General features: G+C 47.2%; 10 protein-coding genes and 1 riboswitch. Of the genes, 1 reads left to right on the forward strand and 9 read right to left on the reverse strand.

Annotated features, from left to right (window positions below; genetic code table 11):
- The first annotated feature begins 34 nt into the window (after window positions 1-34).
- Window positions 35-2,425 (forward strand): hypothetical protein, encoded by a 2,391-nt coding sequence (locus tag A4R26_RS08115; protein ID WP_081163291.1) that lies wholly within the window; start codon window positions 35-37, stop codon window positions 2,423-2,425.
- 85 nt (window positions 2,426-2,510) lie between these two features.
- On the opposite strand, the gene A4R26_RS08120 is transcribed toward A4R26_RS08115, so the two are convergent.
- The 9 genes from A4R26_RS08120 to A4R26_RS08165 all read right to left on the reverse strand — a co-directional run bounded on the left by A4R26_RS08120 (window position 2,511) and on the right by A4R26_RS08165 (window position 24,786).
- Complete coding sequence (locus A4R26_RS08120) at window positions 2,511-3,578, reverse strand: YncE family protein (RefSeq protein WP_081163292.1); 1,068 nt, start codon at window positions 3,576-3,578, stop codon at window positions 2,511-2,513.
- Between the two features lie 9 nt (window positions 3,579-3,587).
- Entirely contained in the window at window positions 3,588-5,591 is a 2,004-nt protein-coding gene (locus A4R26_RS08125) for a TonB-dependent receptor plug domain-containing protein (RefSeq protein ID WP_081163293.1), read from the reverse strand.
- A gap of 260 nt (window positions 5,592-5,851) precedes the next feature.
- Window positions 5,852-6,066, reverse strand: a riboswitch (cobalamin riboswitch).
- Between the two features lie 75 nt (window positions 6,067-6,141).
- On the reverse strand, window positions 6,142-7,179 hold the full coding sequence (gene dusB / locus A4R26_RS08130) for a tRNA dihydrouridine synthase DusB (protein ID WP_081163294.1): 1,038 nt from the start codon (window positions 7,177-7,179) through the stop codon (window positions 6,142-6,144).
- Between the two features lie 152 nt (window positions 7,180-7,331).
- Entirely contained in the window at window positions 7,332-8,246 is a 915-nt protein-coding gene (locus A4R26_RS08135) for a leucine-rich repeat domain-containing protein (RefSeq protein ID WP_081163295.1), read from the reverse strand.
- A 50-nt stretch (window positions 8,247-8,296) separates the two neighbouring features.
- A complete protein-coding gene (locus tag A4R26_RS08140) occupies window positions 8,297-14,830 on the reverse strand; it encodes an alkaline phosphatase PhoX (protein ID WP_081163296.1) in 6,534 nt (2,177 codons plus the stop codon).
- Window positions 14,831-15,036: 206 nt separating this feature from the next.
- Entirely contained in the window at window positions 15,037-17,016 is a 1,980-nt protein-coding gene (locus tag A4R26_RS08145; protein WP_081163297.1) for a cytochrome-c peroxidase, read from the reverse strand.
- A gap of 85 nt (window positions 17,017-17,101) precedes the next feature.
- A complete protein-coding gene (locus A4R26_RS08150; protein ID WP_081163298.1) occupies window positions 17,102-18,955 on the reverse strand; it encodes a cytochrome-c peroxidase in 1,854 nt (617 codons plus the stop codon).
- Between the two features lie 156 nt (window positions 18,956-19,111).
- Entirely contained in the window at window positions 19,112-23,560 is a 4,449-nt protein-coding gene (locus tag A4R26_RS08155) for a PKD domain-containing protein (protein WP_081163299.1), read from the reverse strand.
- A 302-nt stretch (window positions 23,561-23,862) separates the two neighbouring features.
- On the reverse strand, window positions 23,863-24,786 hold the full coding sequence (locus A4R26_RS08165) for a hypothetical protein (protein ID WP_081163301.1): 924 nt from the start codon (window positions 24,784-24,786) through the stop codon (window positions 23,863-23,865).
- Between the last annotated feature and the right edge of the window lie 30 nt (window positions 24,787-24,816).

The raw sequence follows: 24,816 nt of genomic DNA on the forward strand, positions 1-24,816 counted from the left end.
TCAATTTATTTTACTCACACGAAAATACTGCGCCATGTCGGAAATGATAGCACCTGCCATTAGGCCCGCCAATAATTTGAAAATACTTGCCGCCAATATAAATAGTTCAGATAACTGTTTATCTATCGATAGCAAGATCTCGTTTCGTCCCTTTGTAAATTATTTAAAAGATAAAATACACGACAGCTCCGATTCACGGTCGGGCATCTATAATTACCTTATTGAAAAGTTTGAAGAATCGCCGGCTTTGCTGGAACCCGTAACAGATGAACATGTGCTGGAAGAAAACCACGACCTGCTTGAAATGCTGGGCACTACCCTGTTCCCCGTAGTAAGTGAAGAAGGAAAAAATGTGTTCACCATGGGCGTGCCGTACGAGTTCTCGGTGTTCAATTATTCTACGCCATTTAAAAAACTGTTTATCGATGAAACCGGCGGGCATTTCCTGTTACCTGAAAATGTATCGCACGAACATCTTAAACAAGCCCAGTGCTCACTGATGTATGAGCATGTACTGGCGAAATTCTATAACATCAAACTGAATGAAGACCCCCACCTGGTTTACCCGGTAACGGATAAAGCCACCGGTATGAAGCGTTTTTACAAATTACGGTACGACCGGCGTTTTATCGATATCACCCTGAAAGGCACCCTGCCCCAGATCCAGGATTGCGCCGTTTGCCTTAACTCCCTGCGAATTCTTGACCTCGATCAGCAACTGGCAAAAATGCCGCTCGATCTTTTTGAGGTGGAAGGCTTTGGAGTTTGGATCGCTGAGGACTTCACCACCCAGGAATCGCTCGACTCCATAAAAAAAATACTGCTGCAGCACCACGACTGCAACCTGAACGTAATTCAAAGCCTGAAGAACAGCATCCATGGCCTCATTGGGCTAAATGAAGTACAAGTGGGGCTTACGCCATTCATGCAACTCAACGGCCGCTTTGTGATGGACGAGAACTGCACCAGGCATGGTATACTGGGCAAAAACTGGAAAGCCGCCAATCCTGAAGACGTAGCCAGCTACCAGATGTGTGTCGATTACTTCAGCGCACACCCCGAAGCCATGCCGCTTTCGGTGCTGGATGAAAAAATGCTGGAAGTAGCGCCGTTCACAAAGCCGTTATTAGACGAGGGACTAAAAAGTTATATAATTTACCCCATTCAGAACAACGATGGTTTACTGGGCGCGCTGGAACTGGGCTCGCCCATTCCCAGCCAGTTGAACCAGGATGTAATGAACCGCATAGAACCTGCCATGCCGCTGCTGTCGCTGGCTTTATTGAAGAACCGCGACACGTTCAATAACCGCATTGAAAAGATCATAAAGGAAAAATTCACGCCATTGCAACCGGCCGTTGAATGGAAATTTGCCGAAGTGGCCTGGGAATACATGCACAATGAAAATAACGAAGAGCCGAATGTTACAGGCAATGTAGTCTTTGATAATGTATACCCGTTGTACGGCGCTGTGGACATCCGGAATTCATCTGTTGAAAGAAGCCGCGCTATTCAAAAAGACCTGAAGGAACATATCAACCTGGTTGATGAGGTGCTCGATAAATTGCAAAGCCTCCTGAAGCTTCCGTTACTGGAAGGTTTGAAGTTTAAGAATTTCACTTTCAGGCAGGCCATTGAAAACGGGCTGGCGACTGAAGATGAAGTACGCATCAACGAATTCTTCGAAAAAGAAGCCGATCCCGTGCTTTCACATTTGCAAACCAGCAACCCACAGGCGCAGCAGATCATCAGCAATTATTTCAATATGGTGAACGACGCGGAAGGTTACCTGTACCGCAACCGAAACGAATATGAACACACGCTCACTACCATCAACAATACGGTATTGCAGAGCTTTGAAAAACAGGAAGAGATAATGCAGCAGTCTTATCCGCATTATTTTGAAAAATACAAAACCGATGGCGTTGAATATACTATTTACATCGGGCAATCCATTGCGCCAAACAGCCCGTTCAACATGCTTTACCTGAAGAATATCAGGTTATGGCAGTTAAGTTCTATGGCAGAGATCGCCCGTATCACCCACGCATTGATCCCCAACCTGGCGGTGCCGTTACAAACCACGCAGCTGATATTGATCCATAGCCAGCCTATAAGCATCAGCTTCCGGAAAGATGAACGGCGTTTTGATGTGGAAGGTTCTTACAACATCCGCTACGAGATCATGAAGAAACGGCTTGATAAAGTGAATATCCGCGGCACCAATGAGCGGCTCACCCAACCCGGCAAGATCGCCATGGTGTACAGTAATCCCAAAGAAGCACAGGAGTACCAGGAATACGTTATGTTCCTGCAAAGCAAGAACCTGTTGTTACCGGGCATGGAATACCTCGAGCTGGAAGAATTGCAGGGCGTGAGCGGATTGAAGGCCCTTCGCGTCAATATCAATTTGCAGGAAAACTGATTTGTAAAAGATGTGCCGCACCAGATGTGCCACACCAGATGTGCCGCACTTTCGAAGTGTGGCACATCTTCATAACGACTGTTTCCTACTTCCTGATGAACGCAACCGTATTGGGATTCAAACCAGGTGTTACTTTAAAGCTGAATTTCTTTTTACCCCCTTTGTCGAAACAAAAAACTTCACCCGAAGAAACATAGTCTTTGGCATCTGTAACCCATATATCGCCAGAGGTATCGTCTACGTTAAGTCCGTATGCCATGGTGATCTGTGTTCCATCGGTTACAAAATTGGCGCCCATGGCAGAAAAATCTGCGGTATTCAATGCGCGGATGTAAGCAGAACCAAGGTAACCGCCGGTGGCATATAACTTTCCGTCGAAATAACGGATCTTACCAACAGCCGTATCCGCAGATTTTACCACTGTATTTGTGAGGGTGTTTACTTTAACCAGTTTTGGCCCTACGGCGGCATAATCACCGGTGCAACCCACATAAACATTATTGGCGCTGTCGGCCGTTATGCAGTTAGGATTAAGGCCCACTGTTATTTTCCGCAACTCGGTCAATGTATTCAGGTCTACAACAGAAATGGTTGAATCATGACCGGGCGTTATACCACCTGAATTTGTTACAAACAATTTGTCGCCTGAAACTACCATTTGCTCGGGGTTGGCGCCCACGGCAATGTTCTTTTCTATTTCAAGCGTAGCGGTATCGATAACTGCTACCGAATTATCCCAGGCCGACACCAGTATTTTGTTTTTATACGCCACAACATACCTCGGCAGGCGTTTGGCGCCACCCGGTGTTTCAAATTTTATTTCTTTAATGCTCTTTGCGGTAACCGCATCCATTACCCGCACATTGCTGGAAGCATTCATAACAATATACATTTTACCGCCGTACAGCAGCAGATCGTTCCCGGTATCGCCAAGGCCGGCCCCATTCACATTGGCATAATAATCGGTAACAGCAGTACCCGTGCCCAGGTCATAATAAGTGAGCGTGGTATTGTTGTTATTGAACAGGCCTTCGCTCAGCACATATACACCGGTTGTTACTACCGGAACTTCTTTTGCAACATCATCCTTGTTACAGGAAGCCATACCAGCCATTATTGCTACAAGGGGTAAAAGGAACCGAAACTTTCTCATTTTAGTTGATTATAGATTGTTAAGTTGTAAACTGATCTTAAATGAACGGCCTGGCATTGGAAAATACCGCACTACATCATACTGTTTATTCAACAGGTTATCTATCGATGCTTTGATCTGCATGCGGAAGGCTTTCATATTTTTGGCCCACGACAAAAACGCATCCTGCGTACCCCAGCCATCGAGCATATTGAATGGATTATTCTCCCCGATGGTATACCGGGTTGAAGAGAACAACAGGCTGTAGCCCCCGCTCCACCGGCCGTATTGCAAACTGAACAAACCCGAACCCGAATGATCGGGTGTATAAGGAATGGTGTTCTTATAATATACGGAAGCGGGATTGGTGATATCGATGGCCCGTTGATACGTATAGGCGATACGCGAGAACCAGCTTACGGCGCCGGTTATTTGCCCGCTCAACTCGGCCGTAACATCCATACCCTTTATATCAACCCTGCCAAGGTTGAGCATCGTCCACGAGAACAGGTTCTTATTGGGAACGGCTACGATCTTATCATTTACCAGGTTGTAATAACCATCGATGCCAATGGTCAAATGTTTTAAGGCATCGCTAAACTGCTTCGAGAATACCAGGCCTGCATTATACTGGCGCGCATATTCAGGCCGTAAGGAAGTATTGCCGATCATGTTATAATACAGATCGTTGAAGGTAGGCATGCGGAATACATGTTTATAGAACAGGCGCATCATGAACGGACTGCGCTCACCCAACCGCAGGTTGCCGGTTATGGATGGTGTTAATTTATTAATTGTGGCGGCGGCTGTGCCGGTTGTTGTTTTATCGTTTACAGTCGACAGCAGTAATGAACCGGTCAATTGCCACAGGCGCCCATTGAATTGAAGTGACATATTGTTCCAGAAACTCCAGCGGGTGGGCTGTACAAAAGCAGGCATATTCGATGAAAGCCAGGCATAAGACACATCTGAAGAAGCAGCTATAGTGATGCGATCGTCTATTTTATGATCGATGGCCGTTGCTGCATAGGCTTCCCGTTGCGTATACCGGTTATCGAGCCCGCCCTGGTTGTTGAGATAATCGGGATCGGTATAGCGGGTATAGTTGTTACTATACCGCCCGGCCGTAAGAAAGCCGGTATGTTTACCCAGCGATCTGCGATACCGGGTTTGAAAATACAGGTCCTTATTCCAGAGATGCTGAACGGAGCGGTCGTTATAAAATATAACCGTCCCGGGCAGTCCCCGGTTTGAATGGTAGCCAAATAATTTTACCTGCAGCACAGCGCTGTCATCAAATAATTTCGCCACGTTGATCTCGCCCTGCAATGAACGCATACCGGCATTTTGCCTCCTGCTCTTTTCCGAATCGGGACCGTTCTCTATAGTGAACGGGTAATCGCCTTTGGAGAAAACAGCTTCCGAACTGATGTTCACGCTCATATTCCTGGCCAGTGGTAACTGAACGCCGCCATACGGCTGCCACAAACCGAAGGAACCCGCTTTAAGTCCGGCCCGCCATTGTTTCCCGGCAAACGTATTCACATACATTACAGGCGTATTGATGGCCAGCACAGCGCCATAACTGTATGCCCTTGCAGGTTGCAACAACTGGCGCAGTTGCGCCTGTTGCAGATCAAGCGATTGAACAAACGTGGTGGAATACCTGCTGAGGTCTATCTGGCCGCTCTGCACATCCGATGCCGGAATACCATCGTACAATATTCCCGTATGCGCGGCGCCGAGGCTGCGCACGGATACGGTTTTCAATCCCCCCACCCCGCCATAATCCTTTACCTGTACCCCACTGAAATAACGGGCGGCATCGCCAACGGAAGGCGCGTTCAACTGCTGCAGCGTTTCACTGTTCAGTGATTGCAGCGGTGTTGCCGCGGTGAAGTTGTTTTTCTTTTTCAGGGCCGACACGGTTACTTTATTCAACAGTTTCGTACTATCGCCCGTTTGCGCGGAAGCGCGGTAGTTGAACACTACAGCCAGGAACAGTAAATTATATATAAGAACGCCTCTGCGCATATTTTAAAGCATTGATGGTAATTGGCCGTTGGCTGTTTATTACAGTATAGTGCAGGCAATGCCGGTACAACGGCATTGAAGCGCATGTACAATAAATCAATAGCAATATTTTTTCAGCCCCTGGTAAAAGGGAATGCAACAGGATAAAGGTTGAATGGTAATAGTTGCGTGTAAACGAATAGGAAAAAATGTAAAAACAAGAGGAGTGTTTGCGCCTGCAAAGAATCAATTGTTTTCACCAGCTTTTTTCCACGAAAGCCGCGAAATATATTGTTATGGCAGGTCTTCTGGCTTAAGGCCCGGCTTGTTCACCTTCCCATTCTTCGCATAATTTCCGGAAGAACAGTGGCATTGTAGTACAAGCCGTTTCACATACGTGAAGCCTTTTACAGCTGCGGGACAGCCCCGGATTTACACCGGGTTCCCTTTTAACCCCGGTAGGTAATACCGGGGACCGATAACGGGCGCAAGGTAGGGAATTTAAGATTATGCGCCATATGTGTTGATATTGGTCTAATAAATATATTGAGGATCCTATCCAAAGAAGCCTTTACAACGGACAATTCTCATGATAGTTCACCAGTTCGATAGGTGCCCTTTCCATTTCAAAACCATCGTAACGCTGCAGGATCTGATCGAGCACCGCATCGATGATCTCCGGTTCTGTTGAAGTAACCAGTTGTGTGCGGAAGTCTTTTATGCCGGGTAATCCTTTAAGATATTGAAAATATTGCTTGCGCATGGAATATACACCGGCAACGGGGCCTTTCCATTGCAGCGATTTGCGCAACTGCTCTTTACATACCGCCACGCGTTCGGCAACGGTTGGCGCAGGCAACTGTTCGCCGGTGTTATAATAATGACGTATTTCGCGGAAGATCCAGGGATAACCGATGGCGGCACGGCCTACCATTATGCCATCAACGCCATACCGGTTTTTGTACTCCAGCGCCTTTTGCGCGCTGTTGATATCACCGTTACCGAAGATGGGAATATGTATACGCGGGTTGTTCTTTACTTTGGCAATAAGGCTCCAGTCGGCCTCGCCTTTGTATAACTGGCAGCGGGTACGGCCATGAATGGTGAGCGCTTTGATGCCAACATCCTGCAGTCGTTCGGCCACTTCTTCAATATTCTTTGAATCATCGTCCCAACCCAACCGCGTTTTTACAGTTACCGGAAGATTGGTTGAACGTACACAGGCTTCCGTCAACCGCACCATCAATGAAATATCCCGCAACACACCCGAGCCGGCGCCCTGGGCAACAATGCCTTTAACCGGGCAGCCGAAATTAATGTCGAGCAGTTCCGGTTGCGTAACATCTACTATTTTGGCTGCCAGCGCCAAACGGGCTTCATCACCGCCAAAAAGCTGAATGCCCGTAGGACGTTCTTCATCGAAGATATCGAGCTTTCTGCGGCACCGGATGGCGTCGCGGATCAATCCTTCGCTTGAAATGAATTCTGTAAATACCAGGTCGGCTCCATTGGCTTTGCACACCACCCTGAAAGGCGGGTCGCTTACATCCTCCATGGGCGCAAGCAGCAACGGAAAATCGGGGAGTTGTATGTTTCCTATCTGCACCATTCGGGTGCAAAATTGCGTCAAAAAAGGCGGGGAACAAAACCTTCCTTTTCATTCCTCAAAAAAGGATCAAATTCAGTGTTTTAACCACCGGTTTATGATAACCGACCATGTAACCATCTCATTGAAACCCATTCACGCACGCCTGAATGATCTCAGTCCTTATCAAAATACACCTGGCAACCGGGCAATGCATTCCTGATCCTTCTTTTCTCCCCGGCGCCTATGGGGTTGTTCAGGGCGATAAGCGTTTTCAGGTTTTTCAGCCTGCTAAGATCAGCGGGTAAATGACTGATATTATTTCCCGTAACGATCAGCAATTGTAAATTATGTAAATCACTCAGCGATTGGGGTAACGAATAGAGCCGGTTGCCGGTAACGATCAACGATTTCAGGTTCTTCAGTTTTCCAATTCCTTCCGGCAGCTGTTTTAAATAATTAAACTCAACATGCAACTCCTGCAGTGAATCGAGCCCCTCCCAAACCGTATCGAATTCATTGAACTGGTTATACCCGATCTTCAATACCCGCAGCTTTTTCAGTTCACCAATAGCCGCGGGCAGCCGGCTCAACTGGTTATTTTGCAGTTCAAGCACTTCCAGTTGTTTACAATGGCCAATGGCCTCATCAACCGAAACCAGCACATTGAGCGAGGCATGCAAATACCTGAGCGCGGTGAGTTTACCTATAGCTGCCGGGATCTTTGCAAAGGAATTCGCGGCCATATCGAGCGCTTCCAACCGGCGCCATTTCGCTATCTGGCCGGGCAGCTGTTTTAATTTATTCTCACGGATATTCAACCCTTTCAATTCCTTAAGCTGGAACAGGTCATCGTCCCATTGCTCGAGGTTATTGCGCATCAGGTTTACAAAACGCAGGTGGGTCAGCTGTTTTATACTGTCATTTACCGAAAACAGCTGCTGATCGCGCAGGTTCAATTGTGTAGCCTTTTTATCTTTTGCTATAGCCCCGCCAATACTGAAGTATACAACAGCATTAATGGGGTCTGCATGTTGTGCAAACCCCATTACGCTGTAAAAAACGGATGTTATGATCAGGAAGTTTCTCATTATCAAAAGACGTGTGCCACACTTTAAAAGCGTGGCACACCTGAATTACATTATCTGTTCAGGTATAATAACCGGCGGCTCACAATACCATTTTCGGTTCTGAATACGATCGTGAACACCTGGCTGTTCTTCACATACGGACGGATGTTATAATCCATTTGTTGTAAAGTACCGGTTGAAACCAGTTTATCGAGATTGGTGAGCTTTTTACCAATGGCATCATATAGCTCCAGTGTTATCTTTTTACCAACCGGCAGGCTGAATTCCACTTTTATCCAGCCGTCTGTTGGGTTTGGATACACTTTCAATTCTTTCGCCAGCGCTACATCCGGTACGGCCGTTACACTGTTTACGGTAATATATTGCGTTTTTACCACTGTATCAGCGCCTGCGGCATTCGATACCACCAGTTCTACCTTATACTTACCGGCCTGGTTATAGGTTACGGTTTCCGTTGCCTTTGTTGAAGTGGCAGGAGTGCCGCCTTCAAACTTCCAGCTTCTTGTTGTAGGGTAATACTTACTGATGTCGGTAAACACTACTTTATTTCCGGAAGTTATAACCGTTGTATCGGCTTTAAAATTGGCCACCGGCTTTTGCGTGCCCAGGTTTTCATCGAGTGCGATCACGATGGTAGCCGAGCCATTGAAGGTTACATTATTTAAAGTAGCATCCGGCTGGGCAACGTTATTGCCGCCCGGGTGTTGAACAGAAACAAAACCAAAACGGTAATCGGGCGAGAACGTCAAACCTGTTGGCTCTGAACCGGAAGGCATAGAACCGAACAATTCAACCCGCGGATTGCTTTGGGTATGATCGGGACGCACCACCCAGATGTAGTAGTTGCCACCATCCTGCAGCACCCACAAATTACCTTTATCATCGAAGGTGAGGTTATCGTTACCACCGCCCCAGGCTTCTGTATAAACACCCTGTCTGGTATTCAACTGGTACGACATACCGCCAACAAATGTTTCAAAGTTCTCTACAATACCACCCTTATCGGTAAAGCGGTATACCCGGTTCTTTCCTTTTGAGGTAAAGTATATTTTGCCATCGACCGGACTGATCTCGCAATCTTCCACCCCGTTGAAATTCGTTCCGCCCAGCGAAGCGGCGATGGAGCTCATATTGTTACGGTCATTCGGGGTTGCATTGGGCAACTGGATCCAGCGGGCCGTGTTGCCTGAAGGATCATCGTTTACTAACGGCTGATCGAGACTCAGCACATATACTTTACCGGCGCTCAGGTTACCGGCTACATCGGCTACGAATTTGTAAACACAATGTGTACCGCCATCCTCACCGTAATAAACTGTTTTGCGGTCCGCAGCTACTACTACGTTCTCGTGGTTCATGCGGCCCATGGCCCATAATTTATCCTGTTTGCCATCACCGTCATAATCCATCACCTTGGCTGTAACGGGGTCAATTTCCACGTTCCAACCCACATCTTCATAGCCATCGCCATTCACATCACCGCCGTTCAACGATTCTTCGCTGGTAATAACCGTACCCCATGGCGTTATACCGCCCGAACAGTTACGCATAGTTGTTACCAACGCGTTGTTGTAAAAATCAACCGGTCTCGAGCTGTCGACATACCATAACCGGGTAGTGTCGTTGTAATGTATTTCCAGCATCGATACGCCGCCGGGTGAATTCTCGTGGTTCACCGATAAGTGACCGCGTACGCTGCTGCCATTCATTGGAACATAACCGGTGAAATCGTGGTTGCCGGGAACGGTTCCTGGTGCATTCTTATAAGCATCGCCCTGTTTAAAGATCATTTGGAAATCGTGTTCCGCGGGAATGATCATTTTGTTGGTTTGCGCCGTAGGCACAATGGATGTAAAACAGCCAATATGTTTATCGGTACAGGCTACCGGCGGATTCAGTTTGGGTGCATCTTTTATGTAACAATCAAAACCAAGATCAGAACTGTTGGCGCTGCGGTTATGCACTTCAACCGCCAGTTGGTTCCTTCCCTGCCTGAAAATGGTCTTTGGCAATTTGAATGTATAATAAATGCTTTCTGCTGCGCCGTCGATGGTATTGGCAGAAACTGTTTGATATGTTATAACGCCGGCGGGCATGTTATCCCTGATCACTTCAACACCATTTACATAGAAAATAAAACCATCATCCCTGCGCACGCCAAATTCAACCGAATCGGGCAATGCAGCCGTATCGATGGTCATATCGCGGCGGAAATAAGAGGTTATATACTTATTGTTGGCATCTGGACCATAACCAATGGTGGTTGTCATAGGATCACCATAGCCAAGCGGTCCCTGTCCGGTTGCCCAGTCGCGATCGCTGTAGGTGGTATCCTTCCAGGCAACTGCATCGAGGTTTGAGCCGTTATCGAGATAATGCCAGACGGCGCTTTTTGTTAACGGATAGGTAGCCGGTTTCAATGGCGGCGTTGTAAAGCCTACTTCCATATCAAAACTGAGGTCGGAACTGTTGGCCGCATTCTGGTGTAATTCCACGGCGATCACATTCAGACCATCCTGCAGCAGGTTGGCGGTTTTGGCGCGGAAGTACGTTGTTTCGTCGGTTCCGCCCACTGCGGCAGATGCCAGGGTATTGTTGTTGACAGTTCCCGCAGGCATATTCATGCGGAAGGCCTCGGTTCCGTTCACATACACAATAGCGCCATCATCGCGCAACACATCGAATACCAGCGAATCGTATTTTGTACGGTCATCTACGGTGAAGGTATTGCGCAGGTAATAGGTAATGCGTTTGTTATTGGCATCGCTTCCATAGTTAAGCGTGGTGGTTGCATTGCCATCGCCATAACCGAGGATCCCGTTACCGTAGGCCCAACTGCTGTCGTTGTAGTGTAGATCAGTCCAGTTGGTATGGCTTAAATCGGTGCCGCTGTCGTTGTATTTCCACGATGCTTTTTTAGCAAGCGGGAACGTTCCGTTCTGGTACCTGTCGGGAACAGTATAGGTTACAACCAGTTTGGCTGCGTTGGCGGCATTGTTTTCATAAGCCTGCGCTACACGTTTGCCGGTATTGGCGGTATAGCCGGGTATTTGGGCTGCTGCCGGATCTATAAGGGTGAACAATACTGCGTTGCCCGGTTTCCAGTTCGGCCTGTTAACGATAGATTGCAACAGCTTTGAAACATCTGGCGTGCGCTGGTCGGCGCCTGCATCGCCTACTGCCGCAAACGGGCCGGGTTTCCAGATAAGCGTATCGCCATAGTTCATGATCCGATGGTAGATATCGAAATCGAATGTGGCCATGGCAAGCGGGTTATCGGTATTCTCTACCCCCACCAACAGGTTTACATCGCCGGTTGTATTTACTTCATCGACCGTAAACTGCAAATATGCATTGGTGATATCAGCGCCCTGCGGAATGGTTACCCCGGTAAAGCGTAATCCCAGCAGTTGATCGCTGGCGCCATCTTTGGTGAACTCCAGGTCAGAGCTGGTGAGATACATCGTTCCGGCAGTAATATCCTGTTCGGCATCATCGCTGCCGGTATTCACCTTAAAGGTTGAGGTGATCGAAAGGCCGGTTGTATCGGCCTGCCAGCCGAGGTGATAAACACCTTCTTCAAGGAATACGTTGGGGAAGGTGATATGCTGCCCGTCATAATTTCCCTGGCTTACGGTCACCAGTGAATCGGCTATTGCGGTTTGTTGTAATAAATAAAATTTGCCGGCAATTTTGATTATTGAATCGGCCTTGGGCAATGCATCGGCCAGGCTAACTTTAATAGTGGCAAATGAATTGTTCAGCGGATCGATCTGCCAGCCGCCTTTCAGATAATCGATGCCGCTGGTTTTTCCGGTTACCAGTGTGTTATCGTCATTTTTACCGGTAACGATATTGCTGTTATATACAGTAATGGCATCGGGGTAGCTCAATCCATTGTTGGTGGCGCCGGCACGGCTCCATTTACCGGTTACCCTGCTTTTATATTCGCTGGCTATGTCGGCTACAGGTGAGGTGGCCGATACCAGTTCGCCGCCTTTCAATGTAATTTCATAAGGCTGCGCCCCTTTACTGATAATGGAGGTATCGGTATGTTTTTCGAAAGTATAATAATACTGCAAACCGGTTTCTGAACCGCTAAGCGGATAGTGCATCCGCTTGCGGATGCTGTCCTGGCTAAGCGCTACATTCCAGATGCGCAGTTCATCCATTTCTGCCTGAACACCGCTGCCGCCATAATAAGTGCTATACCCTAAGGCCAGCCCGAATGTATTGGCTGCGTAACCGGCGAAGGCGGTCTCCCCTATTTTTTCGCCATTTACATAATATACCAGCATGCCGTTCTTTGTTGCAGAAACAGCCACATGGTTCCATTCGCCGATGTTCCAGGAACTGCCTTTATCGGAAATCGTGTTCCAACTGCCGGTATTGGTTCCACATACGATATTCAGTTTATTGTTATCGGGGAACTCAAAGGAAATACCGGTGGTGTTATTATTTACACGGCCGTTGCTGGCCAGTATTTTAAAATTGGTGCCGGGGTCGGCATTGAGCTTTCCCCAGAATTCTATAGTGAAGTTGCCGCCCAATGCGGTATTGACGGCGGCGCCGGGAATGAACATATTCGATGCGCCGGCCACTTTCAATACACCGCCCCTATGCGAGGTATAACCCGAAGTTTCGAGTATGCGGCTATCGGAGATCAGTTTTCCATAAACAGTTACATCATCGAGCAACCCTGTATAATGGTTGTTATTGAAGTCGCTGCCAATGATGAGGTCGGCCGAAGAAGATGCCGGTGCGGTTACATTGCTCCAGCTTTGTACCGGCCATCCATTGTAAAACAGCGATAACTGTTGTTTTACATTATCATACTTCCATACTATATAACCCCATTTATTAACTACCAGGTTGCGCGTAGCTGTGTAGGTTGTATTGTTTTTATGATCGGTATATTGCGGATAGCCGTCACTATTAAAACCCAGCGAAATACCTGCATTGGCCGATGCGTTCGACAGAACGACATTTGCGCCAGCCAGGAACTGTGCCGGATTGGCCCAGTAACCGATACTGAAAGCCCTGTCGCTAAGGTCAGGTGCCGGGTAGCTAAGCGCCGTACCGGAATTGAACCGGGCCGCCGCCAGCGCATTGCCTTTGCGATCGTTTTCATAGGTGATACTTCCCGATTTTACAAGCAGGTCGTAGGAAGAAGAGTCTTTCAACGAATTGGTGAACTGCAGCGATATTCTTCTGGCGCTTTCATCCACGCTTTTTAACATATCGGCGTGAATGATGCTTTGAAAATATGCTTGTCCGTCTAAACCTACGTAAGCTATTTTCATTCTTCTGTCGCCGGCATTGCCATAAACGTTTACGCGTACGTAAGTTTGTTTAACCCCGCGCAGCATACGCTCGTTGTTGTAATTCACAGAAAACTGGCCGTTGCCTACGTCTGAGTTAAGGTTACCGGAAATGATATCGAAGAACGGGTATTTTCCATCGGCATAACGGCCGTAAAATTCCTGTTCATGTATATCGGCGCTGAACGCCAGAACGCCATCTATATTGTTTGTTTTAATGAACTGCATAAGGTCATCGGCCTGTGCCGTAACGGAAAAATTCCTTCCGCCCCAATGTTTGGCAAATACAGGCGTTCCTGAGATCAGCACTTTGAATGCAGCGGTTGAATTCAGTAAGCCCTGTTTCAGCCAATCCAGTTGTTCGGGTCCCAGCTGTTGTTGAATGCCATCGCGGTAACTGCGGTTATCCAGCAGAAAGAATTCAACATCCTGGTATTTATAAGAAGAGAAAAGTCCCTGTCCCGCGCTGGTGCTTTTGTATTCAGGATTGGGCCACCAGTCCATAAAGATCTCTTTCATGGCGCCAAGCGTAGGCATGGTTTTGTCAAATTCATTCGGACCGGTATCGTGGTTATCGGTGATTGCCAGTTGCGGCATGGCCCTCGTTAACGAATCGTGAAACTGGCGGTAAAATATATAACGGGCAAAGGCCATATCTTTATTGGCCCAGTCGTCGACCCCGTTCGGACATTGTCCCATGGCGTGTTGCAAACCTAACAGGTAGGTAGCATCGCCCAGCCAGATCATGAGGTCGCTGCCTTCGGCAGCCATTTTATTGAAGATAGCGGGATCGCCGTTCTTGTGTGTTTGTGATTCAGGGCGGTCGATACAGCGGGTGGTATCGTAAATACGTCCGCAGCCGCCGGTAAGGAATTCAAAATCGCCTATGGTATTTGCGGCATTCTTAAGGGTTGAAGTACGAACTGCTACCCCATTTCTTTTCAGTACAGCGCTATAGGTTTCACCAGCCACCAGGCTGGCATATACGAACGAGCGCAACCTGTACCCCAGGCGGTCATCGGTATTGTGCACTACGCCGGGTATGGGCGTACCGGGCGCATTGCCGGCCGTAACCTCGAGGGAAAGCGCATCGCCCGAACCTGTATTTGTTTTGGTAAGCACCCATACCCGCACAGAGTCATTGTAAACCGGACTGAACATGGGTCCGAATACAATGGAGTCGCCGGGTAATGATTGAGCGCGTGTAGTTGTTATCAAAGCAATAAGAGCTGTAAGCAGTAACCATAGCCTTTGTTTGGTCATATCCGTAGGGTTATAATTTACGGCAGCAAAAGTGGACTTTAAAAAACCTTTTAGCGTCTTTTAATCATTATGATATCTTTAAGGAATAGTTAACGAGTTGCCTTGTTGACGAGTTGACGAGTTGACTTGTTGACGAGTTGACGAGGGGTTGACAAGTCGATAAGATGATAGTTGATAAAGGTAATACCAGTACTGGCCCTTATTTTTTAGTTTTTGGGGGTTGCCGTTTCACGATTGCCGATTTGTGGCCCGAACTTTCTAATGACCGAAGAGTCACTTAGTGATCGCAAAAACGCAACAATAGCTTTCTTCTCATACTTCGACAAATGCAGCGAATCAGCCGATAAAGTTTGATTGGGTAATTCATTGGCAAGTCCCACACCGGCGGCGCCGCCATGGTCATAAAAATCGACCACCTGCTCCAGCGTATTGTATGCCCCATTATGAAAATAAGGACCGGTCAACGCCACGTTACGCACAGTAACAGTTTTAAATGCATGTTCATAGATCGAAAGATCTTCCTGAAACACTTTGTTGGCCGCCCTGCCCCTGTCGTTATCCACAATTTTCTGCAACGGTTTGGCCAATACGCCGATCACTTCGGTTTCACTCTCTCTGTAAAAAGGCGGTACCAGTCCGCTGAACAGGGGTGCATAGTGACAGGTTCCGCAATTCGCTTTTCCCATAAACAAATTGAAGCCGTCTTTTACTACGGGTGAAATGGTTTTCTTTTCACCGCGTACATACCGATCGAACGAACTGTTGAACGACCGCAATGAAATAAGATAGGAAGTAAGCGCCGATGCAAACTGACTGCGGCTTACCGGTTTTGTTTTATTATTGTAAACGCGGTCAAACGCATTCGTATACGTTGTATCGGAATTGATCTTATTCAGGATGGCAGGAAAATCGGTATCAAACTCGAGGTGATTTTTGATCACCTGGCCGGCCTGGTCTTCGAGATCGAACGAGCGCAGGTCATAAAAATAACGGTCGGCATATACCGCATTGATCAGCGTGGGGGCATTACGCTGCACGGTATTGTTCCCCTCCCCTGTCAACGATTTGGGCATGCCATCGCTAAACGCTTTTTCGGGTTGATGGCAACTGCCGCAACTCAACGTGCCGGAGCGGCTTAAGCGTTTGTCGTAAAACAATTTTTTTCCAAGTTGTTGCAGGCGTTCGCTATCCTGGCCTTCCTTCAACAGGCTGTAATAATATGGGTTCAGAAAATCGGCGGCAAACAAATTGGTGCTGAAATAATTGACGGGCGCCGGTTTGCCGGTAAGTTTTTCCGAAGTGGTCAACTGCCGTTGCTGGTGAACCTGCAGTAATACCTTATACAATGGATTGATATATTGTTTAAGAAAGGTAAGCCGGTCGAAAGTTGAAAAATCTTTTGCATGTAAAAGAAAGGTATTGGCGGTTGAAAATAACCGTGTCACGGGCTGAACGCGCGACGCGGTCACAAGCGGTTTGGTTACCTGCTGTATTGCCTGTAAAGCAGCGCGCGCTTCTTCCAGCGCATTTTGCGAACCCGGCGTATCGAAACCGGTAATACCGAGTGTAAAGATCCTGATAAGCTCCTGCCGGCTGGCCTCCATGATCTCGAACGGCTGAAAGAACTTTCTTTTCACCAGCGCCTGCATTACAATGGCCCATTTCGTTTTCAATTCGCCGGTAAGTTGCAGCGCCTGTTGGGTATCTGCCTCACCGGAAAACAACAATTCATCGAGCACCTGCAACCCACGGGGCGCTATCACTTTGGGCGAATCGAGATAATGGTCTTTTTCGAGATAATCGAGCGGCGCACTGTTCACATATTCTGCAGCGGGCATGGAATAATAAGCGTCTTGTTTATATGGGTACGGATCGGCATGATACAACGGCGGACCGTTCAGATGCTCCTTGGTATGTTCGGGGTAATAATATTCAACAATGTATTCTACGCCTTTGTAACTGTTCCTTGTTTTTAACAGTTGCCGCCTGAGCGCGGCCGGTTTTATTTTTCCCGCAGCCCAGGCTTGCGCAGCGATATTCAATGAATCTACCTGAAGAGAAAATTGTTCTGCCTGCGTTATGATTATCGAACGCAGGTCCGGTTCTGCCCCATTATTGCGAAACGAAAGTTGAAACAACAGGGATAACAATAAAAAAGGAAGAATGATGAATCTTTTTTTGTCCATGTGTTTTATCAATTCCTTGTTGCTCGAACCTGATAACAGAACAACTCAATAACTGAACAACTGAATAACTCAATAACTGAATAACTCAATAACCTGTGATTTCACCGGTATCGTTAAGCGATTGAATAAAAGCGACCAATGATCTCTTTTCACCATCGGTCAAATGCAGCGAATCTGCACCCAGCGTTTGATTTTTTATTTCCAATCCCATTCCAACGCCACCGCCGCTATCATAAAAATCAACCACCTCGTCAAGCGTTTTATAACTTCCGTTATGAAAATAAGGCGCTGTGAGCCCGGCATTGCGTACAGTAACCGTTTTGAACGATCGCTCAAAGATCCAGGCCTGTTCACTATATATTTTATTGCCCAGGCGGCCGCTATCGGCATCTGCTTTTTTTACCGGGGCGTCAGGATCTTCCGGAACGCCCAGCACTTCGCTTTCATTTTCTGTATATAAGGGCGGTACCAGTCCCGAGAACGTGGGGGCAAAATGACAGGTACCGCATTGGGCTTTTCCCATAAACAAATTAAACCCCTGCTGCACTTCCGCATCGATGGTCTTTATTTCATTCCGCGCATATTTATCGAACGTACTATTCAATGCCCTTAGCGAAAGCACGTAGGAAGCCAGTGCTTTGGAGAACTGATCGCGGTTTATATGGCTGCCGCCAAAACTCTTTTTAAAAAGGCCGCGGTATTGTTCATTGCTATTCAACTTCTGCAGAATGGCGGCGTATGCCGTGTTAAATTCCATCTGGTTGAAAATAACATGTTCGGCCTGCTGCTCGAGGGTAAACGCCCGCATGTCGTAAAAATAACGCCGGGCATATGCGGCATTCAACAGTGTGGGTGCATTTCGCTGTACCGTTTGCCCCTGTACATTGCTCGATGATTTGGTTCGGCCATCGGCAAACGCTTTTGCCGGATCGTGACAGGTGGCGCAACTGATCTGGTTATTGCTGCTTAATAAAGGATCATAGAACAGTTTCTTCCCCAGCGAACGCAGGGCGTCGTTATCTTCCTGTTCCTTCAATCCGCTGTAGAAATACGGGTTCAGAAAATCGGCAGCAAAAATATTACGGCTTGCTTTATTCCAGGCATCTGCTGCGATTACCGTTTTGGACGACAACAGCAAGAGTTCGGCATACAGCGGATTGATATATTGTTTCAGGAATGTCAGCCGGTCAAGATCATCGAACGATCCGGCTTGTTGCAGAAAGGCAATGGCATCGTTCAATAACCGGATAAGCTTATTCCCACCTTTCTCTTTGTTCATTTCTTTCAGCAAAACGGCCGATATTGTTTTAAGTGCCGTCAATGAGCTCACCGCTTCCGGCAGGGCATTCAATGAGCCGGGCGTATCGAATCCGGTAATGCCTTTTGAAAAAATACGAATGAGCTGCAATCGCATGGCATCGATCCATTCGTTTTCTTTTACTGGCTGCTGTTTAAATCCGGCCAGCAGGGTGTGGCAATGTGTTTTCAGCAGTTGGGCCAGCGACGCAATTTTCACTTTCCCGGCATCGGCGTCGCCGGTTACCAGTTCATCGAGCACCTGTAAACCTTCAGGTTCCTTTACAATGGCGCGACTGTCATTACGTTCTATATGAAGCACCGGGGCGCCGTTTATATGTTCTTCAATATATTCAGGATAATAATAAGCCAGCACGCATTCCGCTTTTTTGTATGCCAGCCTGGTTGAAAGCACCGCGGTTTGCAGTTCTTTCAACCCGGCCTTGTTGAATTTAAATGCACTGGCAATTGTTTCCAGCTCAATAGCGGCTTTTTCAAACTCATCGGCGTAAGCCATGGCTATGGCGCGGGTATCATTAAAAGGCGGGTTAAAGGAGAAATGGATACAACAGGCCGTTGCCGCTACCAAAATACCTGTAATATAACGGGTTGCTGAACCCACGCCTGTTTTCTTACCGATCATTTGTATGCACCAATATTAAACCGGCGAAATTACCGCCATTAACGCCAGACCACCGCAGGTGGTATGTTACGATATTGTTAGGTGTTCATTGAGCCGCCACCTGAAAAAAAATGCCCCGACGGCACCGTCGGGGCACAGTTATATGTTTCAGCAGCATTAACGTACCAGCGTCATGGTGCCTTTTTTAGAGAAAGTTCCTTCCGGACATTCAAGCTCTACAAAATATACGTAGGAACCCGCTTCGGCCGGGTAACCATTGAAGGTACCATTCCAGCACAATGACCGGTCGCCGGCAATAAAATTGCTGCGATCGTATACTTTTTGTCCCCAGCGGTTAAAGATCACCAGGTGTTTGATAATGCCAATACCCTTAATGATAAACTCATCATTCCGGCCATCGCCATTCGGGGTAAAACCATTCGGGATCCGCACCCTGTTCTCATCGCACAACAATTTCACTACCACAGTATCGGTAGCGGCACAGCCATATTGGTTCTTTACGGTAATGGCATATGATTTTGTGCTGAGCGGTGTACAAACCGGGTTGGCACAATCAGTGCAACTGAGATAATCAGCAGGTGTCCATTTGTAGTTGATAACATCACTGCTGCCGGTAGCCTGCAACGGTACAGGTTCACCGGGCCATGACTGAGCATCCTGCCCGGCACTTACCGCAGGCAGGGGTCTTACTTCAATCCTGATGCCGGCCGTATCGGAAAAACAACTATGGGCATCTGAACCCGCAACGGAATAGGTGATTGTACCACCCGGTGTTGCCGTTGGATCGGGAATATTGATATCACTCAGGCCATCGATATCATTCACCCATTTGTATATGGCCGCCCCGCCTGCTTTCAGGTTAACCGTTTCGCCCTGGCAGATCTCATTATCACCGCTTACAACAACCTGAACCGGTTGTACCACTTCCACGGTAACACTACTCGTATTCTTACAACCGATATCATCTGTAACTTTTACCGTATAAGAACTTGTTTGCAATGGTGACGCCACCGGGTTCGCAATTGCCGTATTGCTCAGATCGGCGGCCGGCAGCCATTCGTAGGTAACGCCGCCGCTTGCCTGTAACGGAATGGAGGCGCCTTTGCAAATGAGCGGTTGCGCCGGTGAAATAGTAACCACGGGATTGGGCCGCACATTGATCTTATCGGGCAGTGGCACAGAACCGGTACACCCGGTTGCTGCCTGTTCCATGATCAGGGTTGGTGAGTATAAGCCCGATGTAGAATATTGATGGGTTGCAAACGTATCCGTTGTCGAAACCACACTACCATCGCCAAAATCCCAAACATATGCACCGGTATTTTTGGCAACGGCGTTCAAGGTGATACTGCTTCCCTTACATATATCCAGCGCACTGCTTTGCATAACCGCCTCGGGCTGCAGGATGGTAACGGAATCGTAAAAAGTACCATTTACTCCGTTGGCGCCATATACCTGTAACGTAATATAGTACTTACCCGCCTGCTCATAAAAATGGCTGGGGTTAGCCACATTCTCAATAACAGTGCCATCGCCGAAATTCCATACCAGGCGGTTATAGTTTTGCGATTTATTGGTATAACGCACCAGTACCGGCGGACAACTATTGGGTGTTATGGCAGCCGTGATCATATCGAACGCGGCATTGAAGTTTTTAACGGTTATAACCTGTGAAGCAGTTGAAGAACAGCTCCCCGAATTGCCGGTAGCTATCAGTGTGATGGTATATGTGCCCGCCTGGTTGAATGTATAGGAAGGGCTAAAATCAGTTGAAAACTCAACGCCGTCGATCTGCCACCGGTAGGTGGTGCCGAAGGCGTTATTGTTATTGGTATTATTGAAAAAATTAACGGTACCGGCCAGTGCTATTGTTGTAGCTGATGTTGAGAAAGCGGCTTTGGGGCCTGTAATCTCTACTGGTGAATAGTAACTTGAAGTGGCTCCCTGACAACCTGAATTATCCGTTACTTTCAGGCTTACCCAATAATCACCGGGTGTATTATATGTATGCGACACGGTGCCGCCTTGTGTATTGACATTTGTCTGGCCGTCGCCGAAGCTCCACTCCCACTTTTGTATAGTTCCGCCCACGCTTATGGAAGTATCCTGAAAAGCAGCCGGTGTGTTAAAACATACATTGTTGTTGGTGATCTTATACCCGACAATGGGACCTTTTACTAAAAACGGCACCACGTTGGTAGTATCATAACATGTTAAGTGATAATATGACCCCGAATAATTTCTGATAACCACTTTCAGATCTTTCTTCCCTGGTATAAGATTATTATAGGAGAGGTAGCCATTAAAAACCGTTTCGAAATCATTGCCGCCCCAACTGCCGGCATAGCTGTCATCGCCGTAAAGCGCTTTTTCAATCCAGTAAAATCTTCCAAACGGATTTCGTTCAACATTTGAAACATTTATTGGTATTGGATCATTCTTACATACGGAAGCAGGAACGGAAGAAAGTATTGGATACTGTTTCTTCAATACATATGCCGTAACAGAATCCCTTACCGAACACGCCCCATTCGTGGCTGTAAGAACCACTTTATAGGTTCCGGTATTGGCATAACCATGTTTAACAGAAGGCTCATCTGTTGTAAGTGTGGAAGTGGCGCCGTCACCAAAATCCCAGGTCCAGGTTTGTCCTTTAACAGTGCTTTGTTTAAAAGTAACTGTATCCCTCATGCCGTCACAAGTGTTTTCCCAGGCGGTTATTTTGGGTATCGGCGGCAGCACCTTAACTACACCGGGCATTGTCATTGTATCAGGACAATAACCATTAATACCGCCATAGATCAACGTAACCGTATACGTATCGTCTTTAAAATACTGATGACTTACTGTGTTGGCATATTGATATCCGCCACTGCTGGTTCCATCCCCAAAATTCCAGTAATAGTATTGTCCCCCCAAAGTTGAATTCGTAACGGTTGCGGTAAAATTAACTGGTTGGTTTCCGCAAACGGTATTGGTTGAAGCGACAATGTTCGTTATTTTGGATTCCTGGGCAATGGGTACATCATAGAACATATGAGCAACCCTGGTACAACCTTTCTTAGTAGTATAAGTGAGGGTTACGTGATAAGTAGCCGGTGTTGTATAAACATGCACCGGATTTTCAAGAGCGGAGGTGCCTCCGTCGCCAAAATTCCAGTTATAAGAAACGATCTCTTCATTAGTATAGGCACGGAACCCGATAGGGTTATTGGTGCAGTACCGGGGATTTTTCGATGGATCGTTGGGATTGACATAACCAATAGTTACCTGCGGTCCAATAACATTAACGTTCTGAAAGACGCTGCTAACGCAGCCGTCTGTATTGGTCATAGTCAGCTTTACCAGCCAATTGCTTTCCCCGGTAAAACGGTGTACCGGGTTTTTTACATAAGATTCTACATTTATTCCATTATAATAATCAAAATCCCACTCCCATTTTGCTGCATTGGGAGTGGTATCATTAAACTCAACATCTACAGGAGCGCCGCAAACACCTTTAATATTAGCCACAAACCCATTTAAAACTGACGTTTGTTTTACACTCACCTGCTTCTCTGCAGAATCTTTACAGGTGCCAAATGTGTTTACCAGCTTTATAGTATAGGTTCCGGATGAATACAGGTAATGATAAAGAGAAGTGTTATTATAGTAAGTGTTTTGGTTATTTACATACCATGAATAAGTACTGGCTGCAGGTGTACTGGTATTTGTATACATGTTGCCAACCCCGGTGCAAACAGGTACAGGCACAGAGAAATCCGACCTATAAGTTTCTACGTTCAGGTTATTCAATGTTTTGGTTGCAGCGCAGCCTTCAGAACTATTCACCGTTAGGGAAACAGAATAAACACCTTTTGTATTGTAAACGTGCTGAGGGTTCTGTTGGGTGGAGGTATTGCCATTGCTAAAGTTCCATGCGTAACTGAGTGTTCCGGGGCCGGTACTGGTATTAGTGAATTGCACAGGGTCCCCGGCGCGGCAAACCATATTTTTATCGGCAGTAAAATTAGCCGTCAATGCCGGCAGAATGGTTATATAGTCTTTCTTTGAAACGGTACTATAACAACCAAAATTATTAGTGGCTGTTAAAATTACCGATGCTTTTTGCACCTGTGTATAGTTATGTGAAATGGAGGGCGAAGCGGATTGCCGGGTGCTGCCATCGCCCAAATCCCAATGGTAACTGGTAATACCGCCACTGCCTGGCTGAACGGTGGTGGTAAACGTCGTATTTACAGGATTGCAGCCTTTTACTACGGGAGCGGAAAAATCAACTACCGGTTTTGGATGTACCGTAACGGTTGCCGTTCTGCTGGCGGTTTGACTACCATCCCGCACTGTAAGCGTAACGGTGTATGACTTTTCATCGATATAAATACCAGACGGACTGGCAAGCGCCGATGTGTTGCCATTTCCAAGGTCCCAACTGTAAACGGCATTGGCGGAAGCGCCGGTTGTTTTATTCGTAAACGAAACGGTAAGCGGCGAACATCCTGAGGTTTTATCTACGGTAAAGTTAACGTTTAGCTGGGCCTTAACTGAAACACCTGTAAGCAGGATCAGGGCTAACAGGTATATTCCGGCCGGGGATGGTGCGTTCATGCGGTTTAGGGATTATCAATGGTGGCTATACTGGGTTAAAGTTTTGGCAGCGGAAAGTTACTTGTTGAATTTCGTTTAAACAAGAGGCAGCGGGCGTGCCGGTATGGGGCAACCGGTCAAAATTCAATGTTTTACACGCCTATTGGCAAAATTGCGCAGTTATCGGCCAAAACAACACAGTTATCAGGCAATTGGAGAGGCCGGCAATTAAATTTTTTTTTGGTAAAACTTAAAAATTCATCCTCTTCGAGCGATAATGGGTCTTTTTTAAAGGCGGTTCATTCCGGCGTCATTCCACTGCTTTAATACGGACGGGCAAAATCAACGGTAGGTTTTATTGCGCCCACCACCGTGTTGTAGATGGGGCCGCCCAAACCTGCCGGTAGACCATCCGTATAGCGGGTAGCGGTTATTGGGTTAAAGCTGCCGGTGATGAAACGGCCTATGCAGCTACAATCGAAATGCAATCCCACTTCAGGGGTTGGCACTGATGCAAACGTTGTAATGGGGCCGGGATACGCATAGGCAGGTCCGTTCAAACCTGTTACTTTATTCACAAAAACGATGGTACCATTGATGCCGCTGGTATGCATAACGTATAACATACCGTTGCAGTTGAAGGTCAACCCACGCGCATTTAAACCTACGGGCAGCGGGTTCGGCAAACAATTTACAGTTACCATACCGGGCAATCCCAGTTTAACGATGCGGTTATTGGGCGCTACCGTACCGCGGTTGATGGCGAAATAAGCGCCGGTGGTATGGTCTCTTTCCACATCGCTTAAATCAAGCGCAATGCCACAGCTGTTTACGGCAGGTGTTATACTCACCAGGTTAGGATCGGTGAATTTGAAAATGGCATTCGGTATCGGTGACCCCGAGATACCGGTTGTGCCATAAAAGATCCCGGTTGCGGGATCGTAGGCCAAACCACTGGCGCGCAATATGGGATTGCCGCTGAGATCTTTCAGCTGATTGTTGCCGCTTACGTTATATGGAGAAACGGAAATAGGGCCGGCGCCGGGCGAACCTGCCACTTTAAAAATATAGGAAGCGCCCGATACAGAGTCAACCGCCAGGTTGTACATAGTGGGCTGGCATTCTTCTACCGCATTGACGGTTTCGGAACCGGCAACAGGAGATCCTTTATCATTTGTAACGCTCTTTTTACAGGAAGCGATCGTTAGTAACACGAGAACGATTGTTGTAAGGTTTAATCGGTTCATAAAATAGATTTGAGATGAATGAAAACGATA

Source organism: Niastella populi (assembly GCF_002078015.1).
Lineage (GTDB): Bacteria > Bacteroidota > Bacteroidia > Chitinophagales > Chitinophagaceae > Niastella > Niastella populi.